16 protein-coding genes are annotated in these 23,071 nt (G+C 57.5%); 4 read left to right on the forward strand and 12 right to left on the reverse strand.

The features are described 5' to 3' along the window. The 3 genes from L4G42_RS07430 to L4G42_RS07440 are packed head-to-tail and all read right to left on the reverse strand — an operon-like array spanning position 1 to position 4,684. On the reverse strand, positions 1 to 1,632 hold the full coding sequence (locus tag L4G42_RS07430) for a restriction system-associated AAA family ATPase (protein ID WP_237259758.1): 1,632 nt from the start codon (positions 1,630 to 1,632) through the stop codon (positions 1 to 3). After that, positions 1,629 to 3,110 (reverse strand): restriction endonuclease subunit S, encoded by a 1,482-nt coding sequence (locus L4G42_RS07435; protein WP_237252837.1) that lies wholly within the window; start codon positions 3,108 to 3,110, stop codon positions 1,629 to 1,631. The genes L4G42_RS07430 and L4G42_RS07435 overlap by 4 nt, the downstream gene beginning before the upstream one ends. Continuing rightward, on the reverse strand, positions 3,107 to 4,684 hold the full coding sequence (locus L4G42_RS07440) for a class I SAM-dependent DNA methyltransferase (protein ID WP_237252835.1): 1,578 nt from the start codon (positions 4,682 to 4,684) through the stop codon (positions 3,107 to 3,109). The genes L4G42_RS07435 and L4G42_RS07440 overlap by 4 nt, the downstream gene beginning before the upstream one ends. 657 nt (positions 4,685 to 5,341) lie before the next feature. Between L4G42_RS07440 and L4G42_RS07445 the strand changes: the two genes are divergently transcribed. The 4 genes from L4G42_RS07445 to L4G42_RS07460 all read left to right on the forward strand — a co-directional run bounded on the left by L4G42_RS07445 (position 5,342) and on the right by L4G42_RS07460 (position 8,992). Further along, entirely contained in the window at positions 5,342 to 5,854 is a 513-nt protein-coding gene (locus tag L4G42_RS07445) for a GIY-YIG nuclease family protein (protein ID WP_237259757.1), read from the forward strand. A 607-nt stretch (positions 5,855 to 6,461) separates the two neighbouring features. Further along, a complete protein-coding gene (locus tag L4G42_RS07450; protein ID WP_237252831.1) occupies positions 6,462 to 7,112 on the forward strand; it encodes a HEPN domain-containing protein in 651 nt (216 codons plus the stop codon). Between the two features lie 845 nt (positions 7,113 to 7,957). Beyond that, positions 7,958 to 8,398 carry a DUF3592 domain-containing protein gene (locus L4G42_RS07455; protein ID WP_237252829.1) on the forward strand — a complete coding sequence of 147 codons (441 nt, stop codon included), beginning with the start codon at positions 7,958 to 7,960 and terminating at the stop codon, positions 8,396 to 8,398. Positions 8,399 to 8,401: 3 nt separating this feature from the next. Beyond that, the gene (locus tag L4G42_RS07460; protein ID WP_237252828.1) at positions 8,402 to 8,992 is read left to right on the forward strand and encodes a hypothetical protein; all 591 of its coding nucleotides are present in this window, start codon (positions 8,402 to 8,404) and stop codon (positions 8,990 to 8,992) included. 109 nt (positions 8,993 to 9,101) lie between these two features. Here L4G42_RS07460 and tagQ read toward each other — a convergent pair whose 3' ends face one another. The 9 genes from tagQ to L4G42_RS07505 all read right to left on the reverse strand — a co-directional run bounded on the left by tagQ (position 9,102) and on the right by L4G42_RS07505 (position 23,069). Next, positions 9,102 to 10,028, reverse strand: coding sequence for a type VI secretion system-associated lipoprotein TagQ (tagQ, locus tag L4G42_RS07465; RefSeq protein ID WP_237252826.1), 927 nt, complete (start codon positions 10,026 to 10,028; stop codon positions 9,102 to 9,104). 83 nt (positions 10,029 to 10,111) lie between these two features. Next, a complete protein-coding gene (locus L4G42_RS07470; protein ID WP_237260713.1) occupies positions 10,112 to 11,851 on the reverse strand; it encodes a formylglycine-generating enzyme family protein in 1,740 nt (579 codons plus the stop codon). Beyond that, complete coding sequence (locus tag L4G42_RS07475) at positions 11,844 to 13,046, reverse strand: ABC transporter permease (RefSeq protein WP_237252897.1); 1,203 nt, start codon at positions 13,044 to 13,046, stop codon at positions 11,844 to 11,846. The genes L4G42_RS07470 and L4G42_RS07475 overlap by 8 nt, the downstream gene beginning before the upstream one ends. Next, on the reverse strand, positions 13,046 to 13,762 hold the full coding sequence (locus tag L4G42_RS07480; RefSeq protein WP_272904026.1) for an ABC transporter ATP-binding protein: 717 nt from the start codon (positions 13,760 to 13,762) through the stop codon (positions 13,046 to 13,048). The genes L4G42_RS07475 and L4G42_RS07480 overlap by 1 nt, the downstream gene beginning before the upstream one ends. Further along, entirely contained in the window at positions 13,762 to 16,854 is a 3,093-nt protein-coding gene (locus L4G42_RS07485) for a serine/threonine-protein kinase (RefSeq protein WP_237252821.1), read from the reverse strand. The genes L4G42_RS07480 and L4G42_RS07485 overlap by 1 nt, the downstream gene beginning before the upstream one ends. Before the next feature lie 10 nt (positions 16,855 to 16,864). Continuing rightward, the gene (locus L4G42_RS07490; protein ID WP_237252819.1) at positions 16,865 to 17,596 is read right to left on the reverse strand and encodes a PP2C family protein-serine/threonine phosphatase; all 732 of its coding nucleotides are present in this window, start codon (positions 17,594 to 17,596) and stop codon (positions 16,865 to 16,867) included. Further along, positions 17,597 to 18,250 carry a type VI secretion system-associated protein TagF gene (gene tagF, locus L4G42_RS07495; protein ID WP_237252817.1) on the reverse strand — a complete coding sequence of 218 codons (654 nt, stop codon included), beginning with the start codon at positions 18,248 to 18,250 and terminating at the stop codon, positions 17,597 to 17,599. Then, on the reverse strand, positions 18,247 to 21,750 hold the full coding sequence (gene tssM, locus L4G42_RS07500; protein ID WP_237260715.1) for a type VI secretion system membrane subunit TssM: 3,504 nt from the start codon (positions 21,748 to 21,750) through the stop codon (positions 18,247 to 18,249). The genes tagF and tssM overlap by 4 nt, the downstream gene beginning before the upstream one ends. After that, positions 21,747 to 23,069, reverse strand: coding sequence for a DotU family type VI secretion system protein (locus L4G42_RS07505; protein WP_237252813.1), 1,323 nt, complete (start codon positions 23,067 to 23,069; stop codon positions 21,747 to 21,749). Before L4G42_RS07505 ends, tssM begins: the two co-directional genes overlap by 4 nt. Positions 23,070 to 23,071 lie beyond the last annotated feature (2 nt).

The raw sequence follows: 23,071 nt of genomic DNA on the forward strand, positions 1-23,071 counted from the left end.
TCAGTCTCCAGACTGACGCTGCAACTGACGAACACGGTCAGCGAGCATAATTTTTTCGACTGAATCACCCAGGTCTTGCATGCGCTCCTGAATTTCTTTTGGATCGTAAGACGCGTTTAGCTCCTCTATCACCGCTTTGGGGACGTCGGAAATAGGCGGACGTATATCAAAGCACTCGCCAAGAATTGCATCGAATGTTGTACCGAAGGTTTCAACATTTGGGTGACGAACTTCTATTTTTCCCGTCGCACTATTCTTACTGAATATAAGAACACGCTCCTTCGCCATATCAGAAGGAACGAATGGAGAGTGAGTTGTAAGCAGACAATCCTGCATCGATGCTGGGCTTGCATCTTTACGCCTTCCGGTTGCCGTTGGAAGGTCGAGCACCTTAGAAATAAGTTTCACCCTCCACTTCGGGTTGAAGTGAGATTCCGGCTCATCCAAAAGAAAGAGCGCTTGAGGAAAAGAAACCATACACATCGTACCTAACAGCTGAGCCTGCTGATGCTCCCCATCAGAGAGCGATACATAATCAACAGTTCCACGACCGCCCTGGGCATCAAACACGACCCGCTCAAATCTGAATACTTTGTCTTCGTCCTGAGGCTCGGGTAACCGCGAGGCAAACTTGCGCAATTGAGTTTCACGCTTGAATCTATCGCGCGCCGCTTTTGGTATAGCAAGATCATTGAGCATCGCTAGCTTGTGAAGCGCAGCATAAAGCGCTAAGGCGCTAGACCAGAAACTAGAAAATGCTTTGCGCGTCTCTTCAGTGACAAAAAAATCGAACGTATAGCTGTCGCTAGTAGGCTCGTAATGGAAACTAGTCGCACAGCGCTGAAGCTGGTCTAGATAGAGTTCTAGCTCACCTGTTAGTTGAATCCCTTTACGCCTATTACGTCCTTTTTTTGCCGCGGCTTTTGGGGCAGCCGAGTGTGCCAACTGTATGACACATCGAAACGAATGAAGATCCTGCACACGAGCATCACTCAACAGCGCATCGCGCTCCTCGAGTGCGCCTAAAAGTAGGTTGGCCACCAGTACTTCGAGATGCGTTCCGTAGTCAATCAGCATTAATCTTGTATCAGGTACCGGATCAGCCCGAGTTGATTCATTCAAGGCTCGTCGGCCCACCTCCTCAGCATATCCACTACGAGACACCAAGAAAGGTAAACTTAACGTCTCGTTTGCACCCGAGGTGTAACCCACTACCTTCGTTGGTAGTAGTGCAGCTGTGGCGGCACTCGTAAGGTCACACTCCACCCAATCACCATCTACTTTCCTATCAAGCCCTACCACCGCTTTTTTCCGCCCTTGCGCAAGCCGGCGCGCACGGACATGTACAGGCTTGTCATGTTTTGGTTCTGAGATCAGATATTCGATCTCAAAAAGCAAATTCTCGTTACCCTCAGCGCGTTCCTCGTCAGGTACTGCAGCGTGAAGCAAGGACTGGAAAGCTTCAGCAATAACTTGAATAAGTTGTGACTTACCTGCCCCATTAGGCCCTATGAGGCAAAGCGGTTCGAAATCGCTTACAGAAGTAGACGAGCCTCTCAAGCGCACATCAAGTCCGTCTAACAACCCACCACAAGATTTGGCAGTGATGATGTGAACACGTAAGAGTTTCATTCATCCACCTGCTTAAACTTCATAGCTTTCGCGCCGACATCGAAAAATTGCTTCAAGCCGGATTGATTGTCAGCAAGCAACATAAAAAGCTCTTCCTTGAGTGATTCATAATCCCAAGAAACTACCTTGTTAAGCTCCTCAAAAGTGAAGCCTTCTTTTGGCATCCGACCAACAACGTCTGATAGTTGATCCCTTGGTGCGGATTTCAAAGGCTCGCTCCTCGATAGCTTTGTAATGTTGGCAATGGACTGGTCGTTTGCCCTCATGGCCGAAATACGCTTGACTAGTTCACTCGCAGGCTCGTCCGCAGAATCTTGTGTAACAAGCTCACCCCGAAATGCTTTATTCAGCATTGAAGGGATTAGTTTCTCAACCTGGGCGCGGGCTGACGTGTAATTGCTTTCAAGGATGTCGGCGAGTGCAAAAAAAGACTCAACTCGGCGTACAATTTCCGTTTGCTCTGCCACCGAGGGCAACGCAAAAGAAAAAGCCGCGAGCTTCTTAGCGTTTATATTCGACTGACTTACGCCATCGGATTTCACACTCCAACAATATGCACGACCTTTGGGGCTATTTAAACTGTAATTCAGAAAATCTGGTAACAAAAACTCACCACATCGAACACGGATTAAATAGCCTGCATAGATGGCTGGCTGCTCACCTTTATAAACAGCAGTCTTGCCAACTAGTGCTGGACTGTTCGTTCGATTGAACAACACATCCCCAGGGGTTAATTGGTACTTGGCGATTTCAGCGTCATCAGAGGTGTAAACAAGATCGGACCAGTCTAGTCTTGCATCTTGAATATTTCCCATGCGAAGTACCGGAACCGCACCTGATCTAGCTGATTTGACGGCCGAACCATAAGAGAAATCGGTAGCTACCTCATCGAGCCGTACAAGTTTCCAATTCTTTACTGTTGGCTCTTGCCAATCCTCTATAAGCTCTCCATTCGTCGCGGCCATCAACACCGATTGCCGAAGCCGTGTTAGGTAAGCGGGTACTAGATCTAGACGGGTACGACAAGCATCCACTCGCGTCACTAACGCATCAAGCCTATCGGCGATACGACGCTGCTCTGATAGAGGTGCAATTGGAATAGTAACTGAATATGCGTCATCGCGATTAAGTCCCGGTATCGCAGTCGCCCTGTTCAGTGACCGAAGGTCTAACGAAGTAAGCAAGTAATACCAATAACGAAATGACATACCCCACAGCTCATCGACGAAGTACGCAGTGTCGATAGGCCATGATGGATGCTTCGCATGATGAATTGCTCCTACGCTCCCCTTTCTGCCAATGATAAGAGCCTCGGATTCAACTAGTGCTGAGCCATGCTCACCAACAACTCCGTTCGATCCGTACACCGTTGCGCCAACACCAGATCGCGAACGTTCGGGAAGAGACTTCCCGTACTTAAACTGCAAAAGCTCACCTAACGTGGCGGTTGTCCAACCTTGAGGCAAAGGGGTTGTCACATTTCCACCTCATCTACCTCTTCACCCAACTCGGCTAAAATTCCTCGTAGGTCATCCAACACTAGCTCCAACTCGCCGATAGCATCGCGAACCAATAATGCCGGCTCACAAGACGCCTCGATCGCTGGCTCGCTTTCGTCTTTAAGCCAAGAAATATCCAGATTGTCGCCTCTTGCCGCGATTTGATCGCGAGAGAACGCACGCCAACGCCCCTGCTCTCCTTGCTCTCTACGATTAAGCAGGCTATCTAATCCACCCATTGGGTCGTCGCCAAAAGCAGCTTCAAACTCGGTGAAGTAATCACGAGTCAGCTGAGTGCGCTTACCGAATTGGGGCATATTGGAGCGAAGATCATAGATCCAAACCTGCTTTGTATTGTCTTTAGCCTTCTCGCCACGAGAAAAAAACAACACATTGGTTTTCACTCCGTGCGCATAAAAGATTCCGGTCGGTAGACGCAAAATGGTGTGAAGATTATAGCTGTCCAGCAATTCGCGGCGTATCTCAGCACCTACATTGCTTTCAAATAGCACATTATCGGGCAACACCACAGCAGCCCGCCCTCCAGGTTTGAGAGCGAGCATGATGTGCTGCACGAAACAGAATTGTTTATTACTTGTGGAGAAGGTGAAGTCAGTACGTGTTGGCAAGCCCCCACCCTTCTTGGTGCCGAAAGGGGGGTTGGTTAGGATAAGTGACGCGCCAGCTTTTGCCAGCACCGCGCCTTCCGGACCTAGCGTGTCACCATAGTGAATGCCACCATTCGTAGGCCCACCTTCACCAGCACTCTCGATGCCGTGCAACATAAGATTCATCAATGCTAAGCGATGAGTATCCTGCACATGTTCCATGCCAAAAAATGTGGCGCAACGCAGCTTGCGCTGCTGAGCGTCGGTGAGCGCGTCAAAATCATGGTGCTCTTTCAAGTAATGATGTGCCGCAATCAAAAAGCCGCCGGTTCCGGCAGCCGGATCCTGGATGCGGTCTTTTAGATCTGGTTTCATTACCGCCACCATACTGTCGATCAGCGCGCGCGGAGTAAAATACTGTCCGGCTCCACTTTTCTTCTCATTGGCATTCTTCTCTAACAAGCCCTCATAGATATCGCCCAGCCCCTCCTGTCGAGCACTATACCAATCAAGCTTGTCCATCTCAGTTACTAAGGTAGACAGTGTGGCCGGTTTTTTGATGAAGCTGCTGGCGTTGGCAAAAATCTCCTTCACCAATGGGGAGCCGTGGCTACCAAGACGAATCAACGTGACTTTATAAAATTCAAGACGTTTGAGCGCACTTTGCGCCAGCAGGTCAGCCCAATGACATCCATCTGCCAGTTGGTCCCCTTGGCCAGTCTCATCCGCCATTTTAAGAAACAGCAAATAAGTGAGCTCGGTGACGTACTGGTGATAGGTCACACCATCATCTTTGAGAACGTTGCAGAGGTTCCAGAGCTTGCCGACGATATCTTGAGTAGTCATGCGACAGAAGCTAAGCAGGAGGTAGCCAAGCGCCATGTCAGGCGGCTGGGGGAGGAGGAGGAGGGAGTTGTCGCCAAAGGCATCGTTGAAGGCTTCCAAAGTTTTGCAGCAACTGGCCGTCAAATTTTTTTGTACAGATTGTTAAGCCACGTCGAACCACGTGAAATGACCTACAGGACTGGCAAAACCTCCCGATCGGCCCGAGGTGATGCGCCTTACTCTGAACTGAAATTCTCTTTGTGACGGTCGTGCTATGGTAAGCCTGAGTGTCTCAGTTATGCCTGAAAATTGAAACAACTGACGAAGAATTTGCCCCCCTGCTGACACATTTTGGGCTTAGTTGCTTGGTCTTTTTACGGGCTACACGCGGTCGTGTGAGAAACGATAGCAATGCGCCCTCAAAGGCGATTTTGAGCTGATTTGCACCCCTACCGAAAAAAACAGGGCTTGCGACTCCGCTTCGCGGGAGTTCCAGCGTAACCAACGGGGCGTCAAAGAAATCGTGTCACACCGTTTGGTGATGTTACACGCAGTGAAACAAGTGTTCTCGATTGGTGCTTCAAATAAATAATTCAATAATTTCAATTGGTTACTGATATTCGTAACACCTGTTACACGCGTTACACGCGTTACACGCGTTACACCAGTTTTGTCACAGTTCCAGGTGACGTCCCCGCCCCCCCTAGGATTTGTAGGCCTACAGCGAACAACCTACCTAGATCCTCCCAAAATATAGCCCCCCTATCGGTACAGACCATGCCTGTGTATTTCATTCGAGATCCAAGCAGCGACTCAATCAAAATTGGTCGTAGCGCGACGCCGCAAAAACGCATTGGTCAATTGCAGACAGGTAACCCCCACCCCCTTGAACTGATGGGGTGGATCGAAACTGAAGACGACGTGCTGGCGGAGCAAGGTCTGCACCGGTTCTATAAGGCTTATAGAGGAATAGGTGAGTGGTTCGCTATAGATCAAGACGATGTGCTGGATCAGCTAAAGCGTTTTAGTGGGTTTGTGCCAGTAAGCGGCGACTCATTTGCCATTTTTGGCTATGACAGAGACGGTATTCCCGAATACGTTGGTGTCTGCAAATGGGGAGACTTTGAGTACGATGAATGCTGTCCTTTTTGCGGTTGTTTCTGCGGAATGCACTATCAGGAGTCGACCTACATGTATCACTGCCTGAATTGTGATGCGTATACAGATTTTTCGGAGTTGAATCGCTCCCTTGATTCAGAAGACGACGCCGGGGACCCTGACGGTATCTGAACGATACGGGGTCGGAAACCCGCCGGACTTTGTTAGCGAACTAGTGCCCAGCTTAGTGAACAAGTGCCCAGCTTAGTGAACAGGTGAACCGGGTGAACACACAGTTCACCAGTGCAATTGCACAAGATGTTGGGAGGTCGCCGGGGACCCTGAGCATTTCCGAATGACACGGGGCACAAAACCCGCCGAATCGTGTTAGCGGCTGGATTTTCTACGTTGGTTGACAGGTTGACGTGGTTGACACCATCCCCAACGTTGACGGGGCTCAACCGTTCGCTATCAACAACACGCTAGCTCACCTTTACCGTTGCGGTAACGATGCCCTCTTCTCTTCAATATCCTTTCAATTTCAACGTTGAAATTTCAGTAAGCTGATGAAACTACCACTACCAAGATCTCGCGGGTTTCATGCCCCGTACCTAACAAAACTCTCCAGGGGCCCCGGCGATTTTTTCGTACTCTCGTTTACACATCACGCGCGCTTTGACCAGTCTAGAGATCACATCGGACGCTAGCGTTACTGGGAAATTACGTGCGTTCGTCATGTCCACGTGTTTCGGTTGAGCTTCTATACTCGCCTCTCGCAACCCTAAATTGAGGCTTCAACATGAGCGATCCAGACTCCTTACTTGACCCTGATTTCTTCATACCGCCGTCAGCTTTCCCGTCTTCTGAAGACGGACTGTTTAAGTCCCAGGAGGACTGGTGGAACAATGCGTGTGTGAATTGGGGAGGGGGGTATCGTTGGACGCTTTACGCGTCAGGGTACAAGGACGCTGCCGATGTGCTGGTTCAGCGCATTGAGGAACACAGCTCCGGCCAGGACACTCAGGTCTACCCTATTTTATTTCTATACCGCCAGTACCTAGAACTACAGCTCAAAGAGCTCATTCAGATGGGTAGATTAGTCATTGGTAGGGAAAATGGCTTTCCGAAAGATCACCATATCGGACGTCTTTGGGCGATCTGCTATCCCCTTCTAGAAGAAATATCACCAGGTGATTCAGTTGAGAAGCTACAAGAAGCAGGCCGCCTGATCGACGAATTTGCATTAATCGACCCCACGTCTCAGGCATTTCGCTATCCAGAGGATAGAGATGGGAAGCCGTCGTTGCCGGGCATCGCGACCATTAACCTTCGGAATGTACGTGAGGTAATTGAGAAAATCGCAACGATGCTTACAGGGGCTGGCTGTGTAGTTGACGAACACCTCCAATTTAAACGAGACATGGAAAGTGAATATCGCAACGAATATTGAGCACGTATTGGCATTGGAAGACCGGTCGCCGCGACAGGTCGAACAGCGGCAATTCGAAATCCATATGGACTCCAGCGACTGAGCTGCTTTATGCCTATGTGTATGCCTAACCGCATAGACACGGATAAAACCCTTACAAAATGGGCATCTCAGCCTCCAGTTCAAACGACGTCAGGGCACCATCTTCTATCCCTTGCGTCGCAGGGGGTCAGCGTTACTCCCCATACCTGCTCTAGCCCTGAAAGTCGTACCCCATCGGCCGAGGCATCTTTGTCTCTCGCGTCGAGGCTGTAGGCACCGCATCTCATCAACTCATTATCGCTGCATCTCCTAAGTCGCACTGAAGCACAAAGGCGCGTACTCGGAAATGGTGCCGATGTTTTCAGGCGTTGGTGCAAGCACAGTGATACGGGTCTCAACATCAGACATTTATCGGCCACAGCCAGTGGACTTGTTTTGATTTTTCTGGCGCCTGAAATACGGAAACCTGTATAAATCCGCTTGGCGTCATGCACCTTGAACAAGGTCACGCCGGTATATGGAAATTCAGCTTTTGTCTCAGGCGCCCGCCTGGGAAACAGGGAGAGACAATGCAATGGTTTTCTCGTCGTGGTGCCCCACGCAAGTTCATCCCACCGCACTTGCATACCCCCAATCCGGCGCACCTTCACACCTCGCCACGCCTCCACGCTTGCCCAGCAGCACGGCTGCCCCGTGGATGGGCATGACGACAAGGTTCCGCCAAATATCACCTGTCGGCAGACAGCTCATAGGGCTGACAGCCGACTGTCCCACTCGGCTGAGAACCGATCACAGAAACTCTTTAAGGACGCCTGAATAAAGACATGAGCAATCCTCCCAACCCCTACACCTACCTGATACGAAGCCTGATCTTTGGCTTGGCCGGCGTGGTCATGCTTGCCATTGCCGGTTCTATGGCTTACTGGCGTTACGAATTTTTGTCTCAGGCGCAGCGAGCCCCTGGTGTAGTGAGTAAGCTTAACGCTGGCGGTTCGCACCCCGAAATCGAATTCACCAGTGCTGACAACCAAGTCATCTCATACGCACAGGGCGGGATGATTTCTGGTTATGAAGTTGGGCAACCGGTTCAGGTGCTCTACCTTGCCGAAGACCCTAAGATGACGGCTGTCATTGAAGACCAGGGCGCGCTATGGGGCGATTCGGCGTTGATAGGGCTGATAGGCTTGGGCTGTGCTTTAGCGGCGCGATCCGAGTTCTCCAGCGGTAGAAAAAAAACCGCCGTACCGCCCTCAAAAGGACGTTAAACCATGACTCACTCGATCATTCCCCTACCTGTTAATTTCAGTCGGTGGACCTACGAAACAGCGAGTAGTGGAGGGCTGACTATAGCGTTCGCAGCTGGAAGCGGCGGATCAATCACCCTTAAGACACCCGATGGAAAAGAGGAGAGTTTTCGCTACGGCGGCCTGGGGGCTGGCATCGGTTTTGGTGCCCGGCTTCCACGTTTCGGCAAGGTCAACCTTAATATAAAAGGCAAAAGCGTTGGCGGTGTAGGGGCATTGGAATCCTTTCGTAGCAAAGGCTGGGTCTTGGTGTCTGACGCCTTGAAAGACCGTGATCTGACGCGTGATGACATTACTGGGGCCTGCGTGTTCTTGGAGATTGGCCTCGGCCTTGGTGCCGGCGGATCGAGCACGGCTATGCTATTCGGGCTTGATCCGAAACTGCTGGCACTGACGCTGGCACTGAATGCAATGCCTGCGGCCTCGGCATTCGCTCCGCAGATAACGCTGCGTCACTTACTTCAATCGGCTAAGGGCGCGGTGGTGATGGCCGGATTTAATGTCGGCGTACAGGCGGGCGTTGGCGGGGCGATCTATTTGGGCGGGTTGTTCTGATCCCGGGAATCTGACTCGGCTAAGGCGTGAGGCCGCTTAATAACTGAAATAAAAAAACGGCCCTGCTCATTGAGCAGGGCCGTTTTTGTTAACGCTCAAACGCCTTCAATCACGCATTTGGGCAAGGCACGGGGGCCCAGTCGCCCAGATCCGGGCTTTTGCACATCGCGTTAACCTGCGATTGACCGGTCGCTGCAACCTGCTGGCTTGCAGCCTGCTTGGTTTTCGCGTCCCGCAAGGTCTTCTCGGTGGTCACTGCTTCCTGAGGTACGGTTGGCAGCTTTTTCTTCGTAGCGGCTTTTTTCTTGCTGGCCGGAGTAACAGATGTGGTGTCTGCCGCGGCGACAGTGGCAACGTCGATACGCTGCACGCCAACGGTTTGCAGGTCTTTTTCGTACGCTTGGGTGTAGTTGTTGAGGCTTTCACCGGTGCGACCGTTCACGGTGGTGATCAGGTCGTTGGACTCTTTGAGGCCCGCGACGATTTCAGCCAGACGCTTGCGGCCTTCGGTGTCGTTGATGGTCTTGGCTTTGCGGCCCGCGATCAACTTGGTGAACTCGCTCTGGTAGCAAGATTGCGACGCCTGGGCGTATGCGGTGCTGCGGTCCATGTCGCCGACGCTCTTATTGATGTCGGTTGCGTAGGAGCCGATGCGCTGCTTGTCGTCAGCAATCTGCTTCTGCTTCTCGGTGTAGTAACCCGCTGCACCGCCAACCACGGCGCCGCCCGCTGCACCGATGGCGATGTTGCGCTTACGGTCTTCAGAGCTACCGACCATTGCCCCGGCCAGTGCGCCACCCAGAGCGCCAACAGCGGCACCGCCGAATACGGACTTGGTGGTGTCACCGTCAGTCTCACGCAGGTGTTTGACCGGCTCGTAGCAGGTTGGGTAGAACTCAACCTTGGTGCTGGCGCCCACTTTGGAGACCGGCGAGCTGGCACAGCCCGCCATCAGTACGGCGCTGAAGCCTACGGCAGCCAATAGCAGCCCACGGCATTTGGAGGTCGATACAACGGGTTTACGGCTTAGCTGCATGTTCGTGCTCTCTGTTTTGGTTTTACAACGCCGGTACGGCCACTGGCCGCCCGGACTCCCTTTCACTCGCTGGACACCGGCCATTACGGCCCAGTGGTCGGTGCAAGCAATTCCTTGAGGATCGCCGGTGGGTCCGCGCGCTTTTGCTGACGGTAACTGCCCACATGGCGAACAAATACTGTGGCGCGAGCCACCAGGCTTTTGCCCACGACCGGTTTTCGATTGAGCTCTTCCTTGACCCGTTGAAACTGCGCCTGGATCACCGCATCGGTGTAGCGCGTACCGGTAGCAAGGTTGTCGATGTAGATCGCCACTGCGCCATCGAGCGCGCTGGTGCCGTTTTCGATGGCCATGGCAAACAGCTTGGCGCTGGCCTCATCCTTGGCATCCAGCGCTTGCTGTCGGCTTTTCCTGAGGTTGGTCAGGCGGATGTTGTAGTTGTTGACGGTTTCAGCCACCAGGGCCGATGACTGGATCAGGTTGCCTGCCGCTTCTTCGCGCTGCTGGGCGATCAACGACACGTTGCGTTTAAGCTCTTCATTGACCAGTCCCAACTCGGCTTGCAGCTTGGGGTCAGTGCTGGAGGAGATAATCGTGTCCAGGCGCTTGGTCGGGTCCTGAGTGTCGTCGATGGCGTCAGTCAACGACGCCAGCCGGCCCTCCTTCTGCCATTGCTCGAACAGCTCCTTGTAACGCGAGCGCGGCGCAGAAAGCGCACCAACGGCCACACGAAAACCGGTGGTTTCGTTGCTTTGCTCAGTGCCATCGGCAGCAAAAAGCGGGTACTCACGGCGCATCCCGGTGAATAGCGTGCCCTCACCTTCCAGGTAATTGCCGCCCTTGGCGACAAAGCCGCCGTAAGCCCCCTGAAGACGCCCGGCATGCACCAGCTGAAATGATTCCTGAACCATTTCAGCGGCGTTGCCGAGCACGTCGAACAGGCCGATGGGGTTAGGTAACTTGGTACCGATGGGCATCAGTCGCGCCGCTTGACCGGTGCCGCCCGCGACCTGGTTGAACACCGCCCAATCGCTCAACGGGCCGTCTTCTTCACTGCCTTCTACGTGGCGCGGAAACAGGCGCCCTTCAAGCTCCTGACGGCTGACGGCCTGACCGCCACGGGCGGCATATTCCCACTCGACTTCGGTGGGCAGTCGCACGAAACCCACGCCGCCGTCGTCTTCTGTTTTGCCCCGCCCGCTGATGGGCAGCAGCTCACGGTGATACTTCATCAGCCAGGCGCTGTAGACCGCCGAGAAGCGTTCGGCCTCATAGCGCGACAGCTTGACCTTGGGCAAGCGCCCGGCCATGCCTTGAGGGACGTCGCAAACCGGAGCAGGCTCACCGCTGGCCAGTGCCTGCGCCATGACCGCTGCGTACTGGCGCGCGGTGACCTCGTATTTACCGATGAAATACATCATGGGTTTTAGCGGGGTGCCCGCATCGGTTTTAGGCAGCAACGGGCTGATGGTTTTACGCCAGGCACCGGGCAAGTCGCCGACGGTGAACTGCCCGTTAATGAAGTCCCGGCGGTAGCCGGAAATGAACGATTGCTTGTAGCCCGGCTCACCCTCGGCAAATGGATAGCCCAGGCTTACTTCACGATCGTCCAAGGTGCCTTGGGCCAGCACGTAGACATAACGAAACACCATTTCCCCGTCGCACGGCAGTGGCAACACCACGTCATCCGGCAAGGGTTTAGGGTTATCGAGCGAGTGGTCTGGCGCATCAACCTCGGCCGCCTGTACCCACGACGGCACGCCCAACGGCGCACACAAAGTGGCAAGGGTCAACGCCAGGACGGCCCTGCGCAACTTATACATCTCTGATTCCTTCCGACGCTTCGATACGCGCCACACGCCAGCCGCCGAGCGCCGCTGCCAACACACTGGCACCGAGTACGCCTGACAGCGCGATGACGTAATGACGCAACAGCAGGTGACTGGCATGCTCGCCGGGCACCTGCACAAACAAATGATTGAGACCCGATTCGGCCACGCTATACAGCAAGACGCTGATCAGTGCCGCCAACACGCCGCTGTAGAGCGCTTGCAGGACCACGAACAGCAACAGCGCCCCGGTGCTGAACCCCAGTAAACGCAGCACCGAAAGATCTCGACGCTTGCGCGCGACCGCCGCCAATGCCCCGGCGAAGATCGCTGCCACGGCGCCGACCACGGCCAATGCTGCGATCACCCAAAAGACGATGGAGAGATTACGGCTCAGCGATTGCACTTGCGCGATGGTCTGCGCTTGCGTTGAAACCAGCTGATTGCGGGCGGCGAAATACACCCGCAGCGGCTCGACGTCGTTGAGGCTCCGGGCGTACAGCCGAAATGCGGGGTAAACGCGCTGCTCATCGGCAGTTGGCGCATCGCCCGGCCAGCCAAACGCCTGCACCGCCAAGCCGTCTCGGTAATCTTCCACCGCTGCGAGCAATGCCAGCGGCGCGAAAATCGCATCGCGCCCAAACGCTTCCAGCCCCAATACCGCCGTGACGTGCAGACGCGTGCGTTGCGCTTGAAGTTGACCGGCCATCTGACGGCTGAAAGACGCCTCTAGCCAGTCGCCCGCTTTGGCCCCCAGTTTTTCGGCGGAGGTCGCGCTGAGGATGACGCTGTACAGGTCGGTGGGTGCAAGTACGTTGCCCAGCAACGGATCGCCCACGCCACTGGGAATCATCTCGACGTTTACCGCGCGATCCAGCCCCTCCATAGAGAGGTCGGCGGTGGCCGCGATCTGGCGGGTACGGGGCAACGCGAATGCGACGTCGGGCCTTTGCGCCAATGCATCGATGAACGCTGCGCTGAATCGGCCGCCGCCCATGGGAATCACTTCACGCACTGCCGGGTCGCGCTCCAGGCGTTCGGTCAGGCTGCCCACCAGCCCAAATTTGAGTCCGAACAACACCAACAGCGGTGCAATGACCGCCACCAGCGCCAACACCGCACAGGCTGACAGCCGTGAGTCCGCGCGGTAGTCGTGCCAAGCCAGAGAAGCCACCAGCGCAACGCGCATCATCGACCTTCCTCAAGCGTGGCCGTCACACCACCATCGGCGTCGCGCGCACAACGGATGTGCAGCATGTGCAAGCCTGCGTCACGTGCCAGCGCTTGGTCATGGGTTGCGATCACACAACAGGCCGCCTGTGCCCTGACACGCCCCAGCAGCAGTTGCATCACGCGCAGCGCGTTGAGCGGGTCGAGTGCCGCAGTGGGTTCATCGGCCAGCAGCAGACGCGGGTTGTGCGCCAGCGCCCGCGCACAACTGACGCGCTGACGCTGCCCCACAGACAGCGCACCGGGTTTCTTGCTCAACTGCTCGCTGACCTCTAGCTGCGTTGCCAACTGCTCGACGCTGCCATCGTCTGCCAGCCCCAGCAGTTGCCGGGACAAACCGATATTGGCGCGCACATCGAGATAACCCAGCAGCCCACCGGTTTGCAGCACATAACCCATCTCTCGACTGCGCAAGGCGGCCAAGCGGTTGTGCTGTGCATCGCGCCACAGCCCGGCAACGTCGACATCGCCCTGCTCGCTCGAGAAGTCAAAGCGCTGCGCCGAGTCCGGCGACAATACCAGCGCCAGCAGGTCGAGCAGCGTGCTTTTGCCACAACCGCTAGGCCCCACCAATGCCCACTGCTGACCCGCCGCCAAGTCCAGACAGGGGATCACCAGACTGTATCGCTGGCTGCCCTCGCCGCGGGTTTTGCGCACCTCTCTCAGGCTTAGCATCATGGCAGTGTCGACAGCGGCACGCGGTACAACGCGTCACCCGGCTCGGCATCACCGAAACGGACCCAGTTGGCGAGGTCGTTGTGGAAGGTTTCGTAGAGGCGGATTTTCGAATCCAGCTCATCAATGAAGTCCTCCTGCTCGGCCACACTCAACGACAGCCACAAGTCCTGCGTCATGCTCAGGGACTTGCTGCGATACGGCAGCCCCTCCAGATACTCGCCCAGCACACCGCTCTGCGCCAGGTTGCCGCCTTTGTTCAACGCGGATGGATCGCGGCTCATGTAGGCGCTGGCACTGGCGATTTCCTGGAAGAAGTCCCTAGGCGAGCTTTGCGTTTTGCGCGCAGCGTCAACGATCAGCTTGAGCGACTGTTGCAGGTCATTGAGCTGCAACTTGCTGAGCATGACGCAGACTTGAAACTGCGGCAGCGCAGGGTTGGTCAGGTCGCGATCGGTGGTCCAGGCACTGACCAATTGCGGAGCGCGAGCGCCCGATTGATGACCAAGGAAGTCCATGCGCATGGCGTATCCGATGGCCGCAGATTTATCAGCCACGGTAGGTGCTGCAGGTAATGCAGGGGCTGACGGCGCCTGGTTGTTGCGTACCTGATGCACAAGGTCGGCAAACACCGAGCCGATTTCAGACACGCGCTGGCCGAACTTCTGCACATCACCGCCGGGCACGCCCACGTACAGGTCACCGATCTTCGGGTTAGCGTCGGCGGTCAGCGTGCGGTATTGCTGCTCGGCGAACGCATGGTTCTTTTTGCCTGCATCGGTTTTCAGGTGCAGCGCGTAGATTTTGATTTGCTTGCCCAGCGCGGCCTGTCGCACCTCGGCCTCGTTCATCTGGGTGCTGCTGTAGAGGTCGTTCTTGCGCAGGGATCCGGCATCAGTGACCAACAGAATCAGGCGCCCGCCATACCCCGTCCAATCCATGCCGTTAACCGCCTGCATGACCCCGGCAAAAGCGTCCTCGTTAAAGGACTGGCTGGAGACGTCGGTGGCTTTGACCTTTCGCGCCAGCTCCAGGAAACGTTGCGGATCACGCCCTTGATCCAAGGTCACGAGCGTCTTGCTGAGGTATTCCAGGCCAGGTGTTTTGCTGACGTTATTGCGAAAGCCCACCATGCCGAAGCTGACGTGATCCAACTCGCCGCGCTTGGCAATCTGGTTCTGCAGTTCTGCGACCACGTCGCGCACCTGGTCGATGTACGGCTGCATCGACACTGAGGTGTCCACCACCAGCACGATGCCCGTGCGGAAACCGTCCTGGGTGAAAGGTGCCTGCGCCCGAGCACCCGCCTCGTTCTTTTGTGGGGTGTTGCCGGGGTCGATAGACGCAACATTGAGCATCTGAACCGGCTGGCCGTTCTGGTCGAAGGTCTCTTTGGAGTCGAAGATCGGCAGCAGGTAAAACTGATTCTGTGGAATGGCGCTGGCGGCAGGTTCCAGCGCCAACACCTGGTGAGTGTCGTCGGCGTTCTTTTGCGCATTGAGCAGCAGCGTTTTGGCGGCCGCCGGGTTGTTTAGCAACTGCTCCAGATGGCTGGCGTCGTGCATGAACATCGCGGGGGCACGGCCGGAGCGCTCGCTGAATTTGAGCACCAGGCTCTGCTTCCAGTCGCTGAGCTGATCGAGTGGCAACCAGCCTTGGCTGTGCCCGTCGCTGGCGGCGCCCACACGCAACCACTGGCTGCCGTTGAGGCTTTGACGTTGATAGACGTACAGCACCGAGAACGCTGGCAGTGACGGGCCATCCGCAGGGGCGCCTGCCTGGCTGGCAAAACGTGCACCCGGCTTGCTTAACACGCGCTGGAACAGAGTTTTCTTGCCGACCATCAACAGCGGTCGATTGCCGCCGTCGGCATCCCCGGTCAAAGGTTGCGCGGCAACGGCTGGCGGGGGGCTCGCAGGACTCGTGGGCGGCGTCGTGCCCATGCTCTGCGACGCAGGGCCATCAGGCGTGGCAGTGCGATCAGGCGTTTTGTCCGCCGAAGCAGGCGGGGCAATTGCCGAAGCACTCGGCGCGTCACTCAGCCACCAATAGGCCGCACCGCCCAAGCCCAAGGCGGCCGCAACTGCGACCGCCAACATGGCCAGCACGGGGCCTTTACGCTGCTCGGAGTGGGTCGAAGACTGCAGCGGCGGGGCCGGGGCAGGCTTATTTGGCGTGGCCGATGGAATCCCAATGGACACCGGCGTAGGCCCCGCCAAATCAACCTTCGCAACCGGCGCACTCTTGACCTCGACCGGTGGCAGCGCCAGCGGGCGAATCAGCGTGGCGTCAACAGCGTCCTGTGGCAGGTTGTCCAATGCTGCAATGAGTTCGGCGGCATCGGCAAAGCGCTCGTTACGGTCCTTGGCCAACAGCTTGCTGAGGATGAACTGATAACGCCCGTGGTGGATCGGCAACTCGGGCAGCGGCTCAGTCAGGTGAGCCAGCGCCGTGGACAATGCGTCGATGCCGATGTAAGGCAGCTTGCCCACCAGCATTTCATAGAGCACCACGCCTAATGCATAAAGGTCGGCGCGGCCGTCGATTTCCTGCCCGCGGGCTTGCTCGGGGCTCATGTAGCTGGGCGTACCGACGGCCAGCCCTGCCTGGGTGAATTGCGTGCGGTCGTCCAGCGATTTGGCGATGCCGAAGTCTGAAAGCACCGCAGAGCCGTTGGCGCGGAACAGGATGTTGGCCGGTTTAACATCGCGGTGTACCAGGCCTTGGGCATGGGCATAACCCAATGCCGAGGCAATCTGGCGAATATAGGTCAAGCCCTGCTCGGCGGTAACACCCGCGGCCACGCGTTCTTTGAGCGTGCCGTTGGGCAGGTACTCCATGGCCATGTAATACAGGTCGCCGACATTGCCAATGTCGTGAATGGTCACGGTATGCGGGTGCGACAGGCGCGCGAGCATCTTGCCTTCACGCAGAAAGCGCTCGCAGAACGTCGGATCGGCCGCCAGGGACGCAGCCATGATCTTCAGCGCGACTTTGCGCTCCAGCGAGCGCTGCGTGGCCAGATAGACGGTCGCCATCGCGCCCTCGCCAATCTCACCCTCTATGTCAAATCCGGAAATCAGTATGTCCATGGGTGGGTCTTCAAGAGGCTTTGACGACGATGGCCGTGATGTTGTCGGGGGCGCCCCGGGTAAGTCCCAGATGCACCAGGCTGCGAACCACCTGATAGGGGTCGGCGTGGCCTAGCACATCGCGAATTTCGTGGTCTTCGGCGGTCTTGTTCAGGCCGTCACTGCACAGCAACAAGGTATCGCCCGGCAGGATATCCAGATGAGTGATCCCCAGATCCAGCGCGTCTGCCACACCGATGGCCCGCGTGACGATATTGGCACGCGGGTGCACCCGGGCTTCGGCTTCGCTAAGCAACCCGCTGTCCTGCAAGTCCTGGACGTAACTGTGGTCTCGGGAAATACCCTGCAACTCACCGTCACGCAGACGGTAAAGACGGCTGTCACCGGCCCACAGGCATACGCCCTGGTTGCCTTGCGCCGCCAGCGCAACGACTGTGCTGCCCATCATGCTCACCGCACGCCGAACGGTTTCTTCGCGCACGGCCGCATTGACCTCGACCAGCGCTGCGCGCAGCGCTAGGGTGTACATCGCTAACGTGTCCAAGGGTGATGCACGACGCAAGCTGTCGACGATCAGGCTGGCAACGTAATCACCCGCTGCGTGCCCGCCCATACCGTCCGCGACCGCCCACAGGCCGTTTTCAGGCAGCTCCAGAAACGCGTCTTCGTTGATCTGCCGCACCATGCCCACATGGCTGTAGCTGGCGCTGCGGTATTGAATGTGTTGAGCGAATGCAGGCATCTAGATCGACGTCCCTTGTCCCAGCAGGTAGCTGCCGAATTCCCTGGCTTCAGGCAGGCCCTGACAGCGCATGAGCCCTGCCGCGATGTGCTGTGATCCATTGCCCCACCAAAGGCTGGCCCGCGTGCACGCCAGTTCAGCCAGCACGCGCTGACGGGTTTGCGGGTCGGTGGTGTCGGTACGCTGCAGACCGGCAAAGTGGCTCACTGGCTCGGCGCTGATCGTCGGCAGGCATCCCAGGGTTGAGAGGCCGTCCTCAAAGGCTGAAAAATCAGCACCAGGCTCCAGGGTCGCCAACATCAATGCTTCGACGTGATCAAACCATTGCTGCGGCGCACTCACTAACGCGGCCAACGACTGGTCTGGCTCGATCACCTGTGCAACGGTGAGCGGAAAATAGCGCCCCACCCGATCAATGCTGGGCATCAACACCCCGGCCACAGCCTGAGGGCCACAGACACCCGGCGCCACAACGAAACGCCATAGTGGGCTGACCAAATAGGCGTTAAGCCACGCTTGGCCCAACTGCTGCTGGCTGACCTGCAGACCCGCCGAGAGCCAGGCATCCCACGGTTGAATGAAATGCTGTGCCAGGCCACGGCTTACGAAGTCGCCGCGGCTGGCCAGCTTGCCGTAAAAGCCCGGCATGGTCATAACCGCTCCGGCAGGCTGAAGCCGCTCAATACACGGTTCTTGAACGGATTGAAGGCGCTGTTGGCGCGCAGCTCATACGAGATGCTGGCGCTGTCGACCCGCAAACGTAAGTTGAAACGGTCGGGCGAGCCGGCTGACACCAGATCCGACTGCTCCAGCAGACGGAACCACGCCCACGGACCGTCCAGCGTGATACCGGAACGACCACTGGCCGCAGGGGGAGAGATCGACAGGCGCACGACGCCGATGCTGCCAGCGTTGGGCCATTGCATCGCGACAGGGCGGCTAGGGCCGTGGTCATAACTGATTTGCTGGCCATCCAGATCAAGCAAGAACTGCGTGATCGAAGCGTCCATCGCCACCGGTTTGAGTTCGAAGCGCACCGAAGGCTGCACACCACCTGAGCGGAAAAACGCGTCGCGAATCGCCGCAGCACGCTGGAAGGTTTGCAACACTGACGCGTTGATGCCCAGTTTCTGAGCAGCGCCCGGCTGCCAGCGCCAGCTCGATGCTGAGGTGTCCACGTAGTCCTGCAGGTATTTGCGGAAATAGTTATCCATCACCCCGCCCACCCCGAAAAACTGACCAAAGTCATCCAGCGTGGCATCGCGTGCACTACCCGGCGCTAACGGATAGCGACCGCTCAGCGACTGGCGATACACGTTCACCACATCAGTGATCCAAGCAGCGTTCAGTTGATTGCGCACCCCGCCCATCATGGTGTTGGTGGTGGAGCTGACCACCGACTTGACCAGTCCCTTGACCACTGGCGGCTCGCGATCCGCGGTCAGGTTGACACGCGTTGCCGCAACGCTGGCTGAGTTTTTCGCTTCGCCCAGCAGGGCCTCACCGCTGGCGCCCGCCATGGCGCTGACTTGTACATAGAGCGCATTCATGTCGGCCAACAGGCCGTCAATGGCGGCAGGCTCACCCTCGCCCTTGCTGACGAACGCATTGAGTTCGGCAAAATGGACGCTGACCGGGTCTTCTGCTACGACAGCCGCAACGGCATTGCTGGCTTGTTCTTGCCCCAGCATCGAGCCCAGGCGCTGCTTAAGCTGGTCAACGCCACCGTCGACCTTCTTGGCCTGCTCGGCGATGAGCTTCTCGCCTTGTTGCAGGTTGGTTTCGTTGGCCACCGCCACCAGCAGCTTTTTCAGCGGTGAGGTGGGCCCGGAAATCACCCGCAAGACGTCAGAGGCTTGAGCGACGCTGGTGATGGGCACAAAGTCGATGTCTGCAAGCAACGCATCCCACTGGCGTTGGTAGTCCTGAAAGTACAAACGGCGCACATCCGCGGCCAGGCTGGCGACGTTCTGTTGATCAGCAGGCTCCACCCCCAGCACCCATTGCTCTTCGGCCAACGTCCCGGCCTGGCTCAAGCTGGTCGCCAGAAACGCATCGCGGTAACCCTTAGCTGTAAAAAAGCCGCTCAGTGGCGCGCTCAACGGCTTGCCACTTTTGCGGGCGAACACCAGGGCGGCATCACGCCCGGCGGCTTCGCTCATGCGGAAGTCTGTGACGCCGTCCGGCAGCTTCTGGCGCTTGACTCGGTCATACACGCGTTGCGCCACGGGCAGTTGTTGCAACTGACGGCGCAAGTCGTCGATCAGCCGCTGGTCCAGTCGCGCATTGGGTGGATGACGCTCAAACAACGCCTGCAAATGCTCGCCCAGTGCCTGGCGCTGATCGGGCGGCAGGTCACGCGGCAGGCTTTGGTCCCAGTCCAGCGTGACCCAGGCCTTGATGAAGTCCGGATCGAAATGCTCGCTGTCGGCGAGCATCAGATACGCCTTGAGCCCTTCATAGAGAAAGTCCGAGCTGCCGCCGCTGTGCAGTTGCTCTTCAATCCGGGTGACCAGTCGCGGCGCGAAGACCGCAATCAGCAGCTTGCGGTACACGCTGCCCGATTCAGCCTGCAGCATGTCGCCCTGATACAAACCCAATCCCTGTGACATGGCAGGGGCATCGCCTGCCAGATTGCGCACCGCATTGAGCAGTGGCAACACCGCCAACACATCACGCTGCGCGGGGCTCAGGCTTTGTACGCTTTGCCCCAGTGGCGCGACTTTTTGGTCGACCTGGGCGATGTAGGCCTGGTTGGCGCGGTAACTGATCACCCAAAGCGTGCTGACCAACACCACCACTGCAACGGTGGCAGCCAATGCAGCACGCGCCAGCCATTTGCGTCGACGTTCGACCTTGGGGTTTACACCCACCAGCCCACGCTCGGCGAACGCAACCGCCGTGAACAGCTTTTCAATGAAGTAGCTGCGACCGGTGCCGGTCTGTCGCGCCAGGTGCTGACGGTCCAGGCTCATGCTCTGGGCCATGGCTCCGATCAGTCGGTCAATCGGGCTGCCTTCCTGCGTACCGCTGGTGAAATACACCCCGCGCAGCAACGCACGGTCTTCAAACGCGTTGGGTTTGAACACACCGTCGAGGAACGCTTGCAGCGTATCTTTGAGGGCTCCGAACTGCTGCGGAAAACCGTAAATCAGGTCACGCCGTGCCGGGTCACGCGCTTGCTGCAAGCGCTCGACCAGACGCGCGTTCAGGCGCTGCTCAAGCAAGGCGAACTCGTCAAGGAAATGCCCGATCGGCCCCTCTGTGTTTTTGGGATTGTCCAGTGCGAAGGTCATGCCCCACACCTGCGCGCGCTCCTCTTTGCTCAGGGCATCGAAGAACTCCATGAAGCCCGGCACCAGGTCAAGTTTGGTCAGCATCACGTAGATCGGGAAGCGCACGCCCAACTGGCTATACAGCTCCTGGATGCGCAAGCGAATAGCCGCCGCGTGAGCCGCACGCTCAGCTTCGCTGCCCAGCAGCAGATCAGACAGACTGATCGCAATGAACGCGCCGTCGATGGGGCGGCGTGAGCGCTGCTTTTTCAGCAGGTCGAGGAAGCCCAGCCACGCGGCCTTGTCGACCTGTGCGTGACTGTCCTGGGTGGTGTAACGGCCTGCTGTGTCCAGCAGCACGGCTTGGTCGGTAAACCACCAGTCGCAGTTGCGCGTACCGCCCACGCCACGAATCGCACCGGCGCCCATCTGCGCTGCCAGCGGAAAATGCATCCCGGAATTAACCAGAGCCGTAGTCTTGCCCGCACCGGGCGGACCAATGATCACGTACCAAGGCAACTCATAGAGATTGCGCCGCTCATCGCCGCCCAGGCGCGCGTGCTTGAGCAGCTTGAGCGCCTCATCCATGCGTTGGCGCAGCGTGGCCAGCTCTTCGGCGGTGGCGACGCTGGCAGGGTCTGGCGCCGTTTCAGCGGCCAGACTTTGCATCACCTGCGCGGCATGGCGACGCGCTTGGATGATGCGAAACACTCGCCAGGCGATCCAGACGGCGAACAGCACAATGATCAGTGTCCAGCGCCGCCCTTCGGACACCAGCACGTCAAGCAGCGGACCAACAAACCAAATGATCAGGCTAAGGGCAATCAGACCCAGAACAGGCACGACCCAGCGAACGATAAAACCGAGAAACGCCTTCACTCAACCCCCTCCGCCAACACAGTGATTTCAACGCGGCGATTCTTCGCCCGTCCTTCGGCTGTTGCATTGGGCGCCACCGGCGCGGTGTCGCTGCGACCTTCTGCGGAGAAGCGCTCAGGCTGGCCTGTTTTGGCTGCCAGGATTTGCAGCACTTGCTCGGCACGGGCCTGAGACAGCGCCCAGTTGGACGGGAAGCGCAACGTGGCAATAGGCCGATTGTCGCTGTGCCCGGTGACTCGCACCTGGCCTTTGACTTTGCGAATGGCATCAGCAATGCGCAGCATCAGAGGCTGGTAGTCGTCGACAATGGTTGAGCTTGCCGAGGCAAATAATTCGTCGCCGCGGATGGTCACCACCGAACGATCCACCGCATCTTCCACCGCCACGCGATTAGCCTTGATGTCCTCAGCCAAAAAGCCCGCCAGGCGCGGACGCTCAATGACTTTAGGCTGGACCACGGCCGGGGTGATGGCCTGCACGGGGATCTCGCCCAGTGCATGAATATTTTTGAAGACCGGCTCTGCATCCGACGCAAGCTTCAGACGCAAGCCGAACAACAACAGCAGCAACAGGGCTACGCCGATGGCGACAGCGACCCAAGGCGGCATGAATTGCGACAGGCGATCACGCGCCACCGTCACGCCACGCCAATGCGGCGATAACTCGCGCTCGATCTCGCCGCGCGCCGTACGAATTGCCGCACTGGTGCGCTCGCGCAAGGCATCAAGCTGGCTACGGCCATCCCTCATCACTCGGTAGCGACCTTCAAAACCAAGGCACATGCACAGGTACAGCATCTCCAGCAGATGCAGACGTTCGCGGGGCGTTTGCAAGCAATGCTCCAGCAGCTGAAAGACCTTCTCACCGCCCCAGGCTTCGTTGTGCACGGTGATCAACAGGCTCTGCTTGCCCCATTCACTGGCGCTGCCCCACGGTGTACTCAGCACGGCTTCATCCAGCGCGGTGCACAATGCATAGCGCGCCAGCAGCACCTCGTTGCGCGCCACACCGGCCGCCTGCGCACGCTCTTCGAACTGGCGCAGGTAAGCGAGCAGTTGCGCGCGCAAACTGGCCGGGGCCGGGTGAGCAATGGTGTTGCGCAAGCGCGTGAGCAATGCCAGCAGCGGACCGGCTGCGGCCTCCAGCGGGTTCAGGCCCTGCGACTTGCCGGTTGGCAGGGGGGGCGCCGCCACAGAAAGGGGCGGCAGCGGTTCACTGCGCTCGGCAGATTGCGGATCGCGGCCACCGGGGCGCGGCATAAACTGCGTGCGGTCGTTGGCCGGCGTGCCAGGGCCAAAAGGATCATCGTTGGAAGACATCG

This window comes from Pseudomonas petrae (assembly GCF_021728295.1).
GTDB classification, from domain to species: domain Bacteria; phylum Pseudomonadota; class Gammaproteobacteria; order Pseudomonadales; family Pseudomonadaceae; genus Aquipseudomonas; species Aquipseudomonas petrae.